Here is a 16,784-nt window from a genome sequence, read left to right on the forward strand (position 1 = left end):
TTCTGACAATGAAATATGTAGGTATATCACGTCACTTTTCACCTATTAACCTAGGGTACTTCCGTTTAATGATATGGCTAACATCTAAAGTCATTATGACTTTATCCTTGTTACTGTATAGGAAATACAAGAGTAAGCGTACGGAAACGATGGCTGAGGATTAATTCAGCAGAATCGAAAAAGGGAGGGTTTACCTCCCTTTACTTTTTTCGGCGAAATGTGTTTTCCAGCCCCCAAATATGATGATTTAATGGAAGTCGCGCGACTTACTTTTTAGCTCAGCAAGGTTGTGTGTACAATCGATGAGCTTCCCTGCAATTATATGTGTCACTTCTCCTTCTCTTTCTAAAATCCCTTTGACCATCAAGACTTTTGATGTGAGATACGCTTGCTTTTGAGCGCGGGCGGTTGCTCGCCAGACCACCACATTAATATTGCCCGTATCGTCTTCTAAAGTGAAAAAAGTCACACCTGCTGCGGTGCCTGGAGATTGCCTACCTGTTACGACACCGACGACCGTCACTAAAGATTTGTGCTCCTTTTCAACTAACTGCTTCATCCGAGTAAAGCGCGGTAACTTACCGGCTTCTTCTAGCAAGGTTATCGGGTGGCGACTCAGTGACAACCCGGTACTGGCGTAATCTTCAATCAAGTTCTCGTATTCAGAAGGTTGAGCTTGGTAGTTCGCCATTGGTTCTTCCATGTGATTGAATAAGGGTAAATCTGATAACGAATCCATCGCAGCCCAACGAGCATTATAGCGATTACCTGAAAGGATCTGAAACGCATTGGCAGAAGCGAGCAGTTCAATATCACGGCGGTTTCTTAAGATCTGCTTCACCTCTTGAATAGTACGATAGCCATTGTTTGGTCGGCGTTCGATCAGCCGAGAAGCGCTTTCTTGATTAAAGCCCTTTACTAAACGAAAGCCCAGTTGTACCCCAAGACGGCCATTAGGACGTTTGACCAAATGGTGTTGATACGAAGAGTGATTGATGCAAACAGGCAGTATTTCGACACCGTGTCGGCGCGCATCTTGAATCAATTGCGAAGGGCTATAAAACCCCATTGGTTGACTATTGAGTAGGGCAGTATAGAACTCAGCAGGATAGTAAAACTTCAACCATGCAGAACAGTAAGCCAATACTGCGAAAGAGGCTGAGTGGCTTTCTGGAAAACCGTATTCACCAAAACCGCAGATTTGATCGAAGATTCGCTCCGCAAATTCTAAGTCATAACCACGCTCACGCATCCCGTCGATCAGTTTAGGTTTGAACTTGGCAAGATCGCCGTTCTTCTTCCATGCTGCCATCGCACGGCGCAGTTGATCGGCTTCACCACCACTGAACCCAGCGGCGACCATCGCGAGTTTGATCACTTGCTCTTGGAAAATCGGCACGCCCATAGTGCGCTCTAGTACGCTTTTCACTTCTTCCGATGGATAGCTGATCGGCTCTTCACCGTTGCGTCGTTTTAGAAACGGATGGACCATATCACCTTGAATTGGGCCCGGGCGAACAATAGCAATCTGTACGACTAAGTCGTAGTAACGTGCAGGCTTTAAGCGTGGCAACATGCTCATCTGCGCGCGAGACTCAATTTGGAATACGCCAACGGTATCGGCTTTTTGGATCATGCGGTATACGTGCGGATCGTCTTGCAGGCGCGTGATCTCAGCAATCGACAGGGATCGCTGGTGGTGCTTCTCGACCAATTGAAAGCATTTACGGATCGCATTCAACATGCCGAGAGCAAGAACATCGACTTTCAACAGCTTTAAGCTTTCTAAGTCATCTTTATCCCATTGAATAATCGTGCGATCTTCCATCGAAGCATTCTCGACAGGCACCAGTTCATACAAAGGGCCAGATGAAATCACAAAGCCACCTACATGCTGAGATAAATGGCGCGGGAATCCGATGATCTCGTTCACTAACTGGATAAACTGTTGGCCTTTTAACGACTCTGGTTGTAACCCCAATTCGATGATTTGCGCCTGCCAACCTTGGCTACGATCACGGCGATTCACGTTTTTGATGAAGAAATCCAATTGAGTCTCTTCAATCCCCAACGCTTTGCCTACTTCACGCACGGCACTTTTAAAGCGATAGCTGATCACGGTGGCTGCCAAAGCGGCACGCTCGCGGCCATACTTTTTGTAGATATATTGAATCACTTCTTCGCGGCGTTCGTGTTCAAAGTCGACATCAATGTCTGGTGGCTCTTTTCGTTCTCGGCTAATAAAGCGCTCGAATAGGACCGAGATTTGCCTAGGATCGACGGCGGTGATTTCTAAGCAGTAACACACCACCGAGTTTGCCGCAGAGCCTCGCCCTTGATAGAGAATGCCTTGCTGCTTAGCGAACATTACAATGTCATGAATGGTCAGAAAGTAATAATGATATTCCAGCTCTTCAATGAGGGTTAATTCATTCTCGATGGTCTGATGAATGTCTGCGGGAACACCTTTAGGGAAGCGCAGTTTTTTTCCACGTTCGACCAACAGACGCAGATAAGAGGTTGGGGTGTGACCGTCAGGGATGAGCTCTGTTGGGTATTCGTATTTCAGATCTGAGAGGTTGAATTCGCACAAGCTCGCAATATGGGTGCTTTCTGCTAACCATTCGGCTCTGTAAATTCGAGACAGTTTGTTCAATGGACGCAATGCTCGTTCGGCATTGGATAAACGACCAAAGCCGAGCTTATCAACGCTACAACCGTGTTTTACTGCTGTCAGGACATGTTGTAACGGTAAGCGTTCAACAGCATGCATCAAAACGCCACCACAAGCAGTAATCGGCAATTGGAACTCGTTTGCTAATAATTCACAGTGTGTGGTGTAAGCATCATCGTCACCACCTAAATGACGTTGAACCGCGACCCATAAACGATGAGCATGATGCTGCTGGAGCCAACGTCCCCAATAATGGTCATTCTCTTGATGAGTCGGGAGCCACAACACAAGGCAGTGGCGAATCGACATCAAATCCCACTCCGACAGTTGATAAGTGCCTTTCTCGCTGCGTCGTCTTGCATTGGTGATGATACGGCACAGCTCAGCGTAAGCTTTACGGCAAGGGCAAAGCAGCACGACTTGGCACTCGTCATTGAGCCAAAACATGCTGCCGACGATTTGTTTGATGTCGAGTTTATGTTGCTCGATGGTCGCATGGGCTTTCACTACGCCCGCAACTGAGCACTCATCGGTGATCGCAATGGCTTGATAGCGATAAAATGCCGCTTGCAGCACCAATTCTTCCGCATGAGAAGCACCAGTGAGAAAGGAGAAATTGGACTGACAAAACAGTTCTGCGTAACTCATAACGACCTAACAAAAATAACTGTCGATTTAACAAAAATAGCCATGGAGAAACCAGTGCTTGTGCTGATCGCGAAACACCCATAACCATCGACCTTGCTTGGTGTGCGCAATGTAATAATCACGCATGATCTCGTCACCATCCCACCATCCAGAGACAATCCGCTCAGGTCCATGTACTAGAGATACTTGCTCTTGTAGCGCGATAGGGGCGGGTAATTGCATCGCTGGGCGCAGCAGAGCAGGGATGGTGTTAATCGGGACATCCGGCTCATCGGCTTGGCGATATTGACTGGCTTTCTCTGGCCTTGGATCGCAGGCTATATTGGGTTTGAGTACCGCGCTTTTGCCCAATTTAGCTTGCAGTAAAGAGAGCAGCTCTAACGCGTTCATTTGGCCTTTTTGCCCAGCAAAGAAATCGCGTGCAGAGCTTAAAGGTTCACCTTGACGCTCTACTTTTAACGTCAGGCCGATAACAGGACCGTTTAACGTGACGGATTCCAAACTCAAACTCGCCAATTGTTGCCAGCGTTGGCACAAGTAATCGCCTTGCGCGGATGTGAGCTGAAGGTGCTGTGCTTGTTTGTCCCGCTGATGCAGGGTTAAACACAGCTCAAACGCGACTTTATCGCGCAGCTTGAGAAAGGTTTCGAGTTGACGAAGCAATTGAGCGAGTGGCTTCTCTACCCATTGGACGTTTTCAATCTCAAACAGCAGTTCTAAATAGACTTGGAAGGATTCGGTTGGATGATAAAAGTCGACAGGATGTTTAAATTGCCCTGTCAGGCGACCAACATAGTTCACCAAATCAATGTCGAATCGACGCGCGATGTCTTGCAGTGGTAGTTCAAGTAACCCTTGCAGTGTGGTGACACCTACACGTTGTAGCTTCTCTACGGTAGTGCTTGATAAATCCGTTAATGTGAGCGGCAGCGGTGATAAGGCTTGTTGCATGACAGACCTATCTTCACTGATGAAGTTCGCTCCTGCTAATGCCATCAGTTTGGCAGAAAAAGGCGAAAAGCCACACCCGAATTGAAAACTCAGTTTCAGCTCCGATAAATGAGCGCTGACTTTAGTCCAATAGTTTTGTAGCCCTTCATACAGATTAAGCATTGGGGTTGCGCGTAGCAGAATACCTTGGCTTGGCATCAATACGACATCAGACGTAATCAAATACAGCCATTGAGCAATTTCTTGTAACTTGCTCAATTCGGTTTGCGGATGATAAGGATGCACTTGCAAATCTCGGCACAAAGAAGCCGCGCTACCTAAGCCCATATTTGGCTTAAGGCCTTGTTGCTCGGCAATCTTGTTGTATTGAATGATCCGACAACGTTGGCTTTCTACAATCACCACGGGTTGCTCTTGGTTATCGCCAAAGAGTGCGTCTAGCTGCAGGTGAGGGAAGTGCAAATAAATCCACAAAGCCATACTACTAACCTTGATTCGCCAATGGGAAATTGACCACAGTTGATGGAATGTGAGTCGTGGTTGGCATCACCAATTGTGGGTAGTGGTGTTGGAAATTGATGTCGACACTACCTTTGCTCCAACCGCCTTTTCGTTTGAGAACTTCCACGCTAACGCCTTGTCCATGACCTTGCAATTTCAGACTCAACGAAACAGGTAAAGACAAGCGGTTTGTCATATTAGGTTTGAGCATAAACAGAGGGCAAGATCCTTGCTCGCTCGCCACTTGCAGACGTTTTACTTGGTGGATCTCTAGTTCATCTTGCCATAGCAAAACGTTGGTACAAACACCGCTCTTGAGGCATTGCTCTGCTGCCCACAGCGCATCGCGTTGATGTTCAGGCGTGATTACCCATACTTGGTTGATGTCCAAGCCAATGCTGTGTAGGAACAATGAATTTATCAACGCTGGTGGTTGAATGAATGCCGTCACCCCTCTCGAAAGAGACGCTTCTAAATAAGGCGCAAGCAAGCGCAGTTCGCCAATGCTGCCAACAGATTCCATTTCCACCACGCCATGAGGAGGAAAGCCGCCGCCAAGCAGGGCGTCGAGTTCAGGGAAACCTGAGCTATTAAGGAACTGATGCTCGTCTGCTTTGGTCAAATTTGCTTGCCAAACAAGGTGTTGGCTTTTTAAGTGTTGGATGATGTCTTGCATAAATAAATACCTGTATATATGTACAGTATATTTCTGTGATGGAAAGTCGCAAGATTTTTATAGGCAGAAATACGAAAAAAGGCAGCGTTTGCTGCCTTTTCAATCGATTATGTGAGGTGACCTGAAGAGGTTACTTACGCTTTGGTTGAGCGTCGATGCACTGACCGTTTACATCTGTGACCGCTGGGTCCATCAAGTGAAGGTAAAGCGGCATGATATCCAGTGGTGTTTTTAGTGTGTTTGCATCTTCACCTGGATAAGCTTTTTCACGCATTCGAGTACGAGTTGCACCTGGGTTAATCGCGTTAACACGCATTGGTGTATCGCTAAGTTCATCTGCCAATACTTGCATCATACCTTCTACGGCAAATTTGGAGATGGCGTATGAACCCCAGAAAGCACGGCCAGAATGGCCCACAGTTGAAGACGTAAAGATAATACGACCTGCGTCTGAATTACGCATAATAGGCAGTAGCGCTTGAGTCATTAGGACTTCTGCTTTCACGTTAATCTGCATGATGTCGTCGAAGTCTTCTTCATTGATTTGCTCAAACGGGCACAGCGTGCTTAAAACGCCAGCGTTGTGCAACAGACCATCCAAACGACCAAACTGACCTTCGATGGTTTCTGCCATATCGATGTAGTGCTGCTTAGTTGCGCCTTTCAGATCAAGTGGAATGATCGCGGGTTGAGGGTAACCTGCAGATTCGATTTCATCGTAAATGGATTCAAGGTTTTGAACGTTTCGACCAAGTAGAATCACAGTCGCACCGTGCTGAGCGTAAGAAAGTGCCGCTTGGCGACCGATACCATTGCCTGCACCAGTGACAAGAATGACTTTACCTTTTAGGGCATCTGCTGAAACGGAGTAGTTCACGGTAGTTAATCCTTATTATTGTATCTAATTCCGACGAACAGACGTCATCTTGGTGTAGAAATGCGCCTGTTTCTCAATGGAAAATCTTGGTAATCGTGACAAGTTGGTTACAATACACCAATTCATGTGTTATACCAATTCCAGAACGGTTGTCCGGTATGTTATTTGAACGCCATCAATCAGAACAAGAGGTTACCGATTTTCTTGCCTTATCTCTGATTTTTCTACGTAACATATTGATGACTATTACTGGTATGAGATAGAGGAACTCTCATTGGAATTTTTATTAGATTACGGTCTGTTTTTAGCCAAGATTGTCACCGTTGTTGCGGCAGTGGTTGTGCTGCTGATTATTGCAAAATCGGCGGGTGGTAAATCGGGTGCTGCAAAGGGCGAATTGGAAGTCACTAATCTTTCTGAACGTCACAAAGATGCAATCGAACAATTAGAGCATCACCTACACGATGACGCTTTCATCAAAGCTCGTGATAAAGCGGCTAAGAAGGAAGAGAAAGAAAAGAACAAATCTCGCGAGAAAGAAATCAAACAAGCGAGCAAAGAAGGTTCTCTTGATAGCAAGCGCGAACCGCATCTGTTCGTGTTGGACTTTAACGGTAGTATTGATGCAAAAGAAGTGGGCTCGCTACGCGAAGAGATCACTGCAGTATTAGCAGTTGCTCGTGAAGGCGATGAAGTGCTACTTCGTCTAGAGTCTGGTGGCGGAATGGTTCATGGCTACGGCTTGGCATCTTCTCAACTTGACCGAATCAAAGCAGCCGGTTTGCCTCTGACGATTTCTGTCGACAAAGTGGCTGCAAGTGGTGGCTACATGATGGCATGTGTGGCAGACAAGATTGTTTCAGCTCCGTTTGCGATTGTAGGTTCTATCGGTGTTATCGCGCAGATCCCTAACTTCAACAAACTGTTGAAAAAGCACGATATCGAATATGAGCAGCTAACAGCAGGTGAGTACAAACGCACACTAACGATGTTTGGTGAGAACACCGACAAAGCGCGCGATAAGTTCAAACAAGAACTTGAAGAAACACACGTACTGTTCAAAGACTTCATCAGTGAACGTCGCCCAGCACTAGAACTTGAAAAAGTCGCAACCGGTGAACACTGGTTTGGTACGCAAGCGAAAGAGCTAGGACTGGTAGATGAAATCAGTACTTCCGACGATCTAGTTGTTGCAGCATGCAAAGAGAAAACCGTACTAGCAGTGCATTACGTGCAAAAGAAAAAACTGGCAGACAAGCTTGCCGGTGTTGCAAGTAAAGTGGCAGACAGCGTCGTACTTAAACTTGCAGAACGCGGTCAAAAGCCAATAGTATAATGCTTAAGAAATAACAAAAAAAACCAACTGTTTAGTTGGTTTTTTTGTTTCAGCGGTGGGTTATTAGTTCAGCTCTAACCGTTATTGTTTCAGTTCTAACTGATAGAAGCTTGCTTGAGCATAATCACCTGCTTCCATGCCGCGCCATTCACAGTCTGAACTGCTTTTCTTCGTATTACATTGGTTGTAAGCACCGGCTTTGTAATACATCCAATCGTTACCATAGCCTTGGTCTACTTCATGACCTTGGTATTTGCCTTCTGCTAGATTCACATCAAATGTCTTAGTGACTTCATTTTTCTCACCAGGGTTCTTAGTGAAAGTCAGGTGCATGATGTCACCCTCCACGTTGACGCTGTATGAGAAGATTTCACCCAGTTTGATGCCGTCTTGTGGGTCTGCGTCGCATTTACGTAAGTTGTATTGTCCGAATACGTTGTGGCGGATGTCTTGGCGAAGCTTCTTACCATTTTCATCTTTCGCGTCTTGAAGTTCTTTGGTTGGGTTTAACTCGTAGTTCCATGAAAGAGAGCCGTATTCATGCTCAGGCAGTTTGCGGTAAGAAATCTTTAAAGGCTCATTGTCAGAGCCATGAATTTGGCCAATCACGACAGCGAATGCGCCATTCTTTTTGTAGTTGCCACTTGTACTGACTTGGTCAACAGACAGTGTCGCGTTTAGCTCGCCACCAATCGCACCATACTCAGCAGCATTTGGGTGAGAAGCGACGACAAAGTTGTTTTTTGGCTCACCGTAGTGTGTTGCGAGCATGGCACGAAGCTCACTACGGGTGTTCTTACTATTAGGAGTGGTCGGTGCTTCATTTGGTGCAACAAAAACCACGGCGCCAGTTTCTTTGTTGGTATAGAACCACTCAGGGTGAACATAAGGGGTTTCTGTATTGCCCAACTCATCTTTGGCTATTTCTAATGCCTTACCTTTGCGTTCACCTTCTTTAGTCAGTTCAGGCAAGGTAATTTTCCAATTCGTCATATCAAAGTTTTGAGCTGGAGCCTTTGTCGGATCTAGCTCATATTTGCTCGCCAATTCATTAGACGAAGTTGCAGCCATAGCAGACGCAGAGGCAATGCTGGCAGCAAGAAAAGTAAGCGCTAATTTCTTCATATTGTGTTCTCAATTTTTATAGGGTCGTCGATAAGATGATTTAATATACAATAATATTGTATTACTAATATGTGATCGGGTCGGAAAAATGAAACTTAGAGAAAATTTGCCATTTAGCATTGCGCTTTAAAGAGAAAGAATCAGAACAGAGAAAACGGCAAATTCTGAACCAGAGAGAGGGCAAAGAAATGGTATCCTGAGACTATTAGGTATATACTCCCGCACCGTAAAATTAAGAATGAAATGAATTTGGGTGGCAGCACCGAAATTCGCACATCAACGTGGAGAAAAACATGTCCTCTCAAACTCCGGTTGTTACCGTAGATGGACCTAGTGGTGCAGGTAAAGGCACTTTATGTATGTTGCTAGCGAAGAAGTTAGGCTTTCAACTTCTTGATTCTGGCGCTATTTACCGTGTTCTTGCACTCGCAGCGATTCACCACGGCGTAGACACTGAGTCAGAAGATGCGCTTGTTCCACTGGCTACTCACCTAGACGTTCAGTTTGTTGCTGAAGGTGACCTAGTAAAAGTGATTCTAGAAGGCGAAGACGTCTCTGGTGAACTTCGTAAAGAAGAAACGGGGATGGCAGCGTCTAAAGTGGCTGCACTGCCACGCGTTCGTGAAGCATTATTGCGTCGTCAGCGCGCATTTGAGACCGCTCCGGGTCTGGTTGCTGATGGTCGTGACATGGGTACGGTTGTATTCCAAAATGCACAAGCGAAAATTTTCCTTGATGCGAGCGCAGAAGAGCGTGCAAATCGACGCCTTAAACAGTTGCAAGATAAAGGGTTAGATGTTAGATTTGCTGACCTTTTGAGCGAGATCCAAGAGCGTGACGACCGAGATCGTAACCGCCCAGTGGCGCCACTACGCCCTGCAGAGGATGCGCTTGTGCTAGATTCTACGTCGATGACTATCGACGAAGTAGTAGAAAAGGCACTACAATATATCGAATCGAAGCTAGCTGAGTAATTACGCTCGGCTAGGCTAAGAGCGTTGGTCGCAAGGATGATGACTGGCGAATTTAATAACCCCATGCGGTAGGATACCCGTGGACGTTTAATTTATTGAAGATTAAATAAATGACTGAATCTTTTGCTCAACTCTTTGAAGAGTTTCTAAACGAAACAGAATTCCAACAAGGCAGCATCGTTAAAGGTACTGTAGTAGCTATCGAGAACGGTTTCGTTCTTGTTGACGCTGGTCTTAAGTCTGAATCTGCTATCCCTGCTGAACAGTTCAAGAACGCTGCTGGCGAACTTGAAGTTGAAGTTGGCGCTGAAGTAGACGTAGCTCTAGACGCTGTTGAAGATGGTTTCGGTGAAACTCAACTTTCTCGTGAGAAAGCTAAGCGTCACGAAGCTTGGATCGTTCTTGAGAAAGCTTACGAAGAAGCTGAAACTGTTGTTGGTATCATCAACGGTAAAGTTAAAGGCGGTTTCACTGTTGAACTAAACGGTATCCGTGCTTTCCTTCCTGGCTCTCTAGTAGACGTACGTCCAATCCGCGACACTGCTCACCTAGAAAACAAAGAGCTAGAGTTCAAAGTTATCAAACTTGACCAAAAACGTAACAACGTAGTTGTTTCACGTCGCGCAGTTATCGAATCTGAGAACAGCGTTGAGCGTGACGAGCTTCTAGAAACTCTACAAGAAGGTTCTGAAGTTAAAGGTATCGTTAAGAACCTTACTGACTACGGTGCGTTCGTTGACCTAGGTGGCGTTGACGGTCTTCTACATATCACTGATATGGCTTGGAAGCGCGTTAAGCACCCATCTGAAATCGTTAACGTTGGTGACGAGATCCAAGTTAAAGTTCTTAAGTTCGACCGTGAGCGTACTCGCGTATCACTAGGTCTTAAGCAACTAGGCGAAGATCCATGGGTAGCAATCGCTAAGCGTTACCCAGAAGGTCACAAACTAACTGGTCGCGTAACTAACCTAACTGACTACGGCTGCTTCGTTGAAATCGAAGAAGGCGTTGAAGGTCTAGTACACGTTTCAGAAATGGATTGGACTAACAAGAACATCCACCCATCTAAAGTTGTTAATGTTGGCGACGAAGTTGAGGTTATGGTTCTTGAGATCGACGAAGAGCGTCGTCGTATTTCTCTAGGTCTGAAACAGTGTAAAGCTAACCCATGGCAGTCATTCGCTGAAGCACAAGCTAAAGGCGACAAAGTTACTGGTAAGATCAAGTCTATCACTGACTTCGGTATCTTCATCGGTCTAGAAGGCGGCATCGACGGTCTAGTTCACCTATCTGACATTTCTTGGAATGTTGCTGGCGAAGAAGCTGTACGTGAGTACAAGAAAGGCGACGAGATCTCTGCAGTTGTTCTAGCAGTAGACGCTGAGCGTGAGCGCATTTCTCTAGGCGTTAAGCAAATGGAAAACGACCCATTCAATGCTTACGTTGCTGACAACAAGAAAGGTGTTCTAGTTAACGCTACTGTAACTGCTGTTGACGCTAAAGGCGCTACAGTTGAAATCGCAGAAGGCGTTGAAGGTTACATCCGTGCTTCTGAAGTATCACGCGATCGCGTAGAAGATGCTTCTCTAATCCTAAGCGCTGGTGATGTTGTTGAAGCTAAGTTCACAGGTGTAGACCGTAAGAACCGCGTAATCAACCTATCTATCAAAGCTAAAGATGAAGCTGAAGAGCAAGAAGCAATGGCATCTATCAACAAGCAAGACGAAGCTGCTTTTGGTAATGCAATGGCTGACGCTTTCAAAGCTGCTAAAGGCGAATAATTTACTCGCTTAAGCTAAAAAGGAGCCGCAAGGCTCCTTTTTTATGCTTGCTACTTTCCGAGTAGTAATACTAATGTTGATAAACTATGCTAAAAAAAGACATTTTTTGATTGCGCATTTTGTGTAAAATTTGTCTAGAATTGATAGCAAGTGTTTGTTGGAATTAGTATTACTTACTATAATGAGTGATAAAGATACTCAAAGAGGGCAACTATGACTAAGTCTGAACTGATTGAAAGACTCTGCGCTGAGCAAACACATTTATCAGCGAAAGAGGTAGAAGATGCTGTAAAAGATATTTTAGAGCACATGGCCTCTACACTAGAGAGCGGTGATCGTATCGAGATCCGTGGCTTTGGTAGTTTTTCTCTTCATTACCGCGAACCTCGCGTAGGTCGTAACCCTAAAACGGGTGATAAAGTGGAGTTGGAAGGTAAATACGTTCCTCACTTCAAACCAGGTAAAGAGCTTCGTGAGCGCGTAAATATCGATAGCTAAGGCTCTCTTATTAGTTTGAAAAAGCGGCATACTCTCGTGTATGCCGCTTTTTTATAACTAGATTATTGGTAATATACATGGTCTGAAGAAACATTTTACTGCATAATCTTACCTACTTACTCCTCGAAGGGTGATGTAACATGAAAATTATAAAAATCATTGCTGTTTTAGCTCTCTTTTTAATTGCACTGGCTTTAGGTTCTCAAAACCAAGAGATCGTAACCTTTAATTATCTTCTGGCGAAAGGCGAGTTCCACCTATCAACGCTATTGGGTGTGGTATTCGTGGTTGGCTTTGGTCTAGCGTGGGTTATCTTTGCTAGCATCCAATTTAAGACTCAACTTCAAGTTCGTCGTCTGAAAAAGAAACTTAAAAAGTATGAGCCCGCTGAAGCAGAGAAACCTGCAAAACCAGCAGTAGAAAAACAGGCATAAGGATAAGGCTTAACTTTAATGCTTGAACTACTCTTCTTGTTATTGCCGATAGCCGCCGCTTATGGTTGGTACATGGGCCATCGCAGCGCTCAGCAAGACAAGCAGAAGCAATCTCATCAAATATCCCGTCAGTATGTGACGGGTCTTAACCTGCTCTTATCTGATCAGTCAGATAAGGCGGTTGACCACTTTATTGAATTGCTCCAAGTTGACAACGAAACGATAGATACACACCTAGCGTTGGGTAATCTTTTCCGTTCTCGTGGTGAAGTCGACCGTGCAATTCGTATCCACCAAAACCTCATCTCCCGTTCTGGGCTCACTCTAGATCAGAAAAACTTAGCGCTTCAACAGCTCGCGAAGGACTACATGGCGTCTGGCTTTTTAGATCGTGCTGAGAAAATCTTTGAGCAATTGGTGGAAGAACCCGATCACCGTGAAAGTGCACTTCAGCAACTTGTCACCATCTACCAGCAAACGCGTGAGTGGGAAAAAGCCATTCATTACGCCAACCAACTGGCTAAGATGGGTAAGAAGCGCACTCGTATTCGCGCCAATATTGCGCATTTCTGGTGTGAGCTGGCCATGCTTGATCAAGCCGATGGCAATACCAGTAAAGCGATTCAACACTTTAAAAAAGCACTATCAGAAGATCCAAAATGTGTGCGTGCAAGCATTGCGCTTGGTCGTATCTATCTTGAGTCAGAAGACTACAAACACACCATCAAATATCTGACGGGCGTGCTTGAGCAAGATAAAGATTTCATTAGTGATGTTCTACCGACCATTGCAGAGTGTTATCACCACTTAGGCCAAGAAGACGAGCTGGTGGAATTCTTGCGTGCGTGTATTGATAAGAAAGCGGGCGTATCGTCTGAATTGATGCTAGCGCAGCTTGTAGCGCATCATGAGAGCGTTGGGGCAGCACAAGAGCTGTTGACCAAGCAACTATTGAAAAACCCAACTATGAAAGGCTTCTACCGCCTTATCGACTACCATATCGCTGAAGCAGAGGATGGTCGTGCGAAAGACAGCTTGTCGACGCTACAAGCGATGGTTGGTGAACAGTTAAAAGTTAAACCGCATTACCGATGCAGGAAATGTGGTTTCTCCACCCATTCTCTTTACTGGCATTGTCCATCATGTAAAGGATGGGGGACGATCAAGCCAATCCGAGGATTGGACGGTGAATAATTTTAATGCAGCTGGCAGAGTTTCTGTCCGCTGCATTTTTTTGACCTTTATTTAATAAGAACCAAAAACAGTTAGGAGATGAAATGATCGACCAAAAAGTTATTGTCGCACTGGATTATGATAACCAAGCAGATGCGCTTGCGTTTGTGGATAGAATTGATCCTGCGTCATGTCGCCTAAAAGTAGGCAAGGAAATGTTTACGCTATTTGGTCCTGATTTCGTACGTGAGCTTCATCAACGTGGTTTCTCTGTATTTCTAGACCTGAAGTTTCACGATATCCCGAATACGTGTTCAAAAGCAGTTCGCGCTGCGGCTGAACTGGGTGTATGGATGGTGAACGTGCACGCGAGTGGTGGTGAACGCATGATGGCGGCATCACGTGAAATTCTTGAGCCTTACGGTAAAGACCGCCCGCTGCTGATTGGTGTGACGGTATTGACCAGTATGGAGCAAAGCGACCTTGCCGGTATTGGCTTGGACGTTGCGCCTCAAGAGCAAGTGATTCGTCTAGCTACGCTGACTAAAAACTCTGGCCTTGATGGCGTGGTGTGTTCAGCGCAAGAGTCTTCTTTGCTTAAGAATGAATTGGGTAAAGAGTTCAAGTTAGTGACACCTGGTATTCGCCCAGCAGGTTCTGAGCAAGGTGATCAACGCCGTATCATGACGCCAGTAGATGCAATTCAAGCAGGCTCTGATTACTTAGTGATTGGTCGTCCAATTACTCAAGCAACAGATCCAGCGGCTGTGCTTAAGTCTATCAACGACAGCCTAGCGAACATGTAAGCCTAGTTTGGGGCTAAAACGAAAGGTGAAGTGGTACACACTTCGCCTTTTTTATTTCCTGTAACACAAACATGCTCAACATAAAGACACTATATCGCAGGGCAGGAATGGCTTAGCGGATGGTACTGTTATGATCACACTTCTATAACATAAATCGCTGTGATAGTCGGAATGTGCAACCATGTGTTATGGATGGGTTGCGTTACAAATGTGTAACGAATACTATGGAGTGGATGCATTCACTGCGTTGTAAGGTCAGGATGACCTAGTGAAACTCTCTGATATTAATACGGAAGTGGACAGGACTTCACTTTGTATTCGCTCCCTTTATTTTCTTTGCTGTGTATCGCGCGCAGTCATTCTGAGGTTCACTTGTTGTCGCTCTTCCTGCCGCACTGCGCAAACACAACAAGGAAGAAAACAATGATAAAGACCCTGCCTTTTTCGGCATTGGCAATGTTGGTTGCAGGAAGTTTTCAGCTAAACGCAGCTGAGTTACCTGCAGATATCGAATGGACTTCGAACAACAACGAACCGCTTTTTGCTTCAGAAGAAGCGGTCCGTGGTGGTACTTACCGCACCTCTATCCGTAGTTTCCCTCAAACGCTTCGCAGTGTTGGCCCTGATGCGAACTCAGGTCTTCGTCAGTACCTAATGGATGGCACACCGAAACTGGCCCAACGCCATCCAGACACTGGTAAATGGATTCCACAGCTTGCGAAAGCATGGGCATTCGGTGAAGACAACAAAACCGTTTACTTCCAATTAGATGAAACAGCGAAATGGTCGGATGGTGAAAAGATCACGGCGGACGACTACGTGTTCATGATGAAGTACTACACCTCAGAAGACATCATTGATCCGTGGTACAACGACTTCTTTAAAACGAGCATCTTAAGTGTCGAGAAAATTGATGATTACACTATCAAAGTAAATCTTGCTGTGGAACAGAGTCAAGATGCGTTGATGGTTCTGATCAATATGCCAAGTAACGGCTTCCAACCTCGTCCAGAGCATTTCTTCGAGGGTGAAAAAGACGCGAACAACGATGGTATGCCAGACAACTTCGTACGTAAGTTCAACTTTAAATCTGAGCCTACCGCTGCGCCTTACTACATTGATAAAGTGAAGAAAGGTAAGAGCGTGACATTCAAACACGTTGGTGAAGATTGGTGGGGCTACAACAACCGTTATTACAAAAACCGTTACAACGTAGACAAAGTACGCATCACAGTCATTCGTGATGAAGACATCGCAATGAAGCACTTTGAGAAGGGTAATTTAGATTACTTTGAGATGGTACTACCAAACTTCTGGCACGATAAAACAGACAGTGAAGTTTACAAGAAAGGGTATGTACAAAAATACTGGGGCTTTAACCAAGCTCCTCAAGGTGCAGGTGGTCTCTGGATGAATACCGCGATGCCGATGTTGGATAGTCTAGAAGTGCGTAAAGGTATCATGGCGGCGACTGATTACGACGGTATGATCGAAAACATCATGCGTGGTGACTACTCTCGTAAACCACATGGCCTTGGTTTTGGTCATGGTGATTACGATGATCCAAACAACAAGCCACCGAAGTTTGATCCTGCAGAAGCGATTAAGCATTTCGAAAAAGCAGGCTTTGACAAGGTCGGCTCTGATGGTATCCGTGTAAACGACAAAGGCGAGCGTCTAAGTTTTGCAATTACCTACGGTTACAACTCACACACGCCGCGTATTGCTTACCTAAAAGAGCAAGCAAAACTTGCAGGCTTGGAGTTTACTCTGAATCTGGTTGATGGCTCTTCGGCATTCAAATACATCCTCGAGAAGAAGCATCAATTGGCGTTCTTGAACATGGGTTCTGGTGAGATCCCTGCGTACTGGGAGTACTTCCACTCAGATAACGCGAACAAGCCGCAGACAAACGCACACACCAACTACAGTAGCCCAGAGTTAGATAAACTGATTGAAGCGTATGATAATGAGTTTGAACAGCAAAAACGTTACGATTTGTCGCGTCAGATTCAAAAATACGTGGGTGATGCGAACGTGATCGTTCCTGGCTACATGGTACCTTACACGCGTGATGCGCACTGGCGTTGGGTTAAGATCCCGAAAAACGGTATGACAAAAAATACTGAACGAATTCTTCACCCAATGGACATTGCGAACTTCTGGATTGATAAATCAGTGAAAGAAGAAACTGAGAAAGCAATGAAGGCGGGTAAATCTTTCCCTGAAGTGACGGTTATCGACGACCGTTATAAGCTTTCAGCGAATTAGTTATTTAGTAGGTAGACAGTAAAAAGCCCCGATGCTTTATTGCATCGGGGCTTTTTCTA

General features: G+C 45.4%; 13 protein-coding genes. 8 read left to right on the forward strand and 5 right to left on the reverse strand.

Annotation, left to right across the window (positions count from 1 at the left end):
- Positions 1-247 precede the first annotated feature (247 nt).
- The 4 genes from ACLIIY_RS04110 to ACLIIY_RS04125 form a co-directional block, all read right to left on the reverse strand.
- Complete coding sequence (locus ACLIIY_RS04110; protein ID WP_171371126.1) at positions 248-3,322, reverse strand: error-prone DNA polymerase; 3,075 nt, start codon at positions 3,320-3,322, stop codon at positions 248-250.
- A gap of 27 nt (positions 3,323-3,349) precedes the next feature.
- Positions 3,350-4,753, reverse strand: coding sequence for a Y-family DNA polymerase (locus ACLIIY_RS04115; protein ID WP_434528149.1), 1,404 nt, complete (start codon positions 4,751-4,753; stop codon positions 3,350-3,352).
- Positions 4,754-4,757: 4 nt separating this feature from the next.
- Positions 4,758-5,450 (reverse strand): translesion DNA synthesis-associated protein ImuA, encoded by a 693-nt coding sequence (gene imuA, locus ACLIIY_RS04120; RefSeq protein WP_171371124.1) that lies wholly within the window; start codon positions 5,448-5,450, stop codon positions 4,758-4,760.
- Positions 5,451-5,580: 130 nt separating this feature from the next.
- On the reverse strand, positions 5,581-6,327 hold the full coding sequence (locus ACLIIY_RS04125; protein ID WP_005439551.1) for a YciK family oxidoreductase: 747 nt from the start codon (positions 6,325-6,327) through the stop codon (positions 5,581-5,583).
- A 274-nt stretch (positions 6,328-6,601) separates the two neighbouring features.
- On the opposite strand from ACLIIY_RS04125, the gene sohB reads away from it, so the two are divergent.
- Positions 6,602-7,663, forward strand: coding sequence for a protease SohB (gene sohB, locus ACLIIY_RS04130; RefSeq protein ID WP_005439550.1), 1,062 nt, complete (start codon positions 6,602-6,604; stop codon positions 7,661-7,663).
- Between the two features lie 81 nt (positions 7,664-7,744).
- On the opposite strand, the gene ACLIIY_RS04135 is transcribed toward sohB, so the two are convergent.
- Entirely contained in the window at positions 7,745-8,788 is a 1,044-nt protein-coding gene (locus ACLIIY_RS04135) for a polysaccharide lyase family 7 protein (protein ID WP_434528150.1), read from the reverse strand.
- Positions 8,789-9,081: 293 nt separating this feature from the next.
- Here ACLIIY_RS04135 and cmk point away from each other — a divergent pair, with 293 nt between their 5' ends.
- From cmk to ACLIIY_RS04170, 7 genes are all read left to right on the forward strand, one after another.
- A complete protein-coding gene (gene cmk, locus ACLIIY_RS04140; protein WP_005438973.1) occupies positions 9,082-9,762 on the forward strand; it encodes a (d)CMP kinase in 681 nt (226 codons plus the stop codon).
- 110 nt (positions 9,763-9,872) lie between these two features.
- Positions 9,873-11,543, forward strand: coding sequence for a 30S ribosomal protein S1 (rpsA, locus tag ACLIIY_RS04145; protein WP_005438969.1), 1,671 nt, complete (start codon positions 9,873-9,875; stop codon positions 11,541-11,543).
- Between the two features lie 213 nt (positions 11,544-11,756).
- Entirely contained in the window at positions 11,757-12,041 is a 285-nt protein-coding gene (gene ihfB, locus ACLIIY_RS04150) for an integration host factor subunit beta (protein WP_005438967.1), read from the forward strand.
- Between the two features lie 140 nt (positions 12,042-12,181).
- A complete protein-coding gene (locus tag ACLIIY_RS04155) occupies positions 12,182-12,475 on the forward strand; it encodes a lipopolysaccharide assembly protein LapA domain-containing protein (protein WP_005431104.1) in 294 nt (97 codons plus the stop codon).
- Positions 12,476-12,493: 18 nt separating this feature from the next.
- A complete protein-coding gene (gene lapB / locus ACLIIY_RS04160; protein ID WP_005438965.1) occupies positions 12,494-13,669 on the forward strand; it encodes a lipopolysaccharide assembly protein LapB in 1,176 nt (391 codons plus the stop codon).
- Between the two features lie 83 nt (positions 13,670-13,752).
- Entirely contained in the window at positions 13,753-14,454 is a 702-nt protein-coding gene (pyrF, locus tag ACLIIY_RS04165) for an orotidine-5'-phosphate decarboxylase (RefSeq protein WP_005438963.1), read from the forward strand.
- A gap of 423 nt (positions 14,455-14,877) precedes the next feature.
- Complete coding sequence (locus ACLIIY_RS04170; protein ID WP_045480771.1) at positions 14,878-16,725, forward strand: extracellular solute-binding protein; 1,848 nt, start codon at positions 14,878-14,880, stop codon at positions 16,723-16,725.
- The last annotated feature ends 59 nt before the right edge of the window (positions 16,726-16,784 follow it).

The sequence above is a fragment of the Vibrio sp. K4 genome (assembly GCF_051122595.1).
GTDB lineage: Bacteria > Pseudomonadota > Gammaproteobacteria > Enterobacterales > Vibrionaceae > Vibrio > Vibrio owensii.

What these genes read in the sequence shown, in the direction of transcription:
- ACLIIY_RS04110 (WP_171371126.1), bottom strand. Translation starts at nt 3,322, where the DNA reads ATGAGTTACGCAGAACTGTTTTGTCAGTCCAATTTCTCCTTTCTCACT.
- ACLIIY_RS04115 (WP_434528149.1), bottom strand. Translation starts at nt 4,753, where the DNA reads ATGGCTTTGTGGATTTATTTGCACTTCCCTCACCTGCAGCTAGACGCA.
- imuA (WP_171371124.1), bottom strand. Translation starts at nt 5,450, where the DNA reads ATGCAAGACATCATCCAACACTTAAAAAGCCAACACCTTGTTTGGCAA.
- ACLIIY_RS04135 (WP_434528150.1), bottom strand. Translation starts at nt 8,788, where the DNA reads ATGAAGAAATTAGCGCTTACTTTTCTTGCTGCCAGCATTGCCTCTGCG.
- cmk (WP_005438973.1), top strand. Translation starts at nt 9,082, where the DNA reads ATGTCCTCTCAAACTCCGGTTGTTACCGTAGATGGACCTAGTGGTGCA.
- rpsA (WP_005438969.1), top strand. Translation starts at nt 9,873, where the DNA reads ATGACTGAATCTTTTGCTCAACTCTTTGAAGAGTTTCTAAACGAAACA.
- ihfB (WP_005438967.1), top strand. Translation starts at nt 11,757, where the DNA reads ATGACTAAGTCTGAACTGATTGAAAGACTCTGCGCTGAGCAAACACAT.
- ACLIIY_RS04155 (WP_005431104.1), top strand. Translation starts at nt 12,182, where the DNA reads ATGAAAATTATAAAAATCATTGCTGTTTTAGCTCTCTTTTTAATTGCA.
- lapB (WP_005438965.1), top strand. Translation starts at nt 12,494, where the DNA reads ATGCTTGAACTACTCTTCTTGTTATTGCCGATAGCCGCCGCTTATGGT.
- pyrF (WP_005438963.1), top strand. Translation starts at nt 13,753, where the DNA reads ATGATCGACCAAAAAGTTATTGTCGCACTGGATTATGATAACCAAGCA.
- ACLIIY_RS04170 (WP_045480771.1), top strand. Translation starts at nt 14,878, where the DNA reads ATGATAAAGACCCTGCCTTTTTCGGCATTGGCAATGTTGGTTGCAGGA.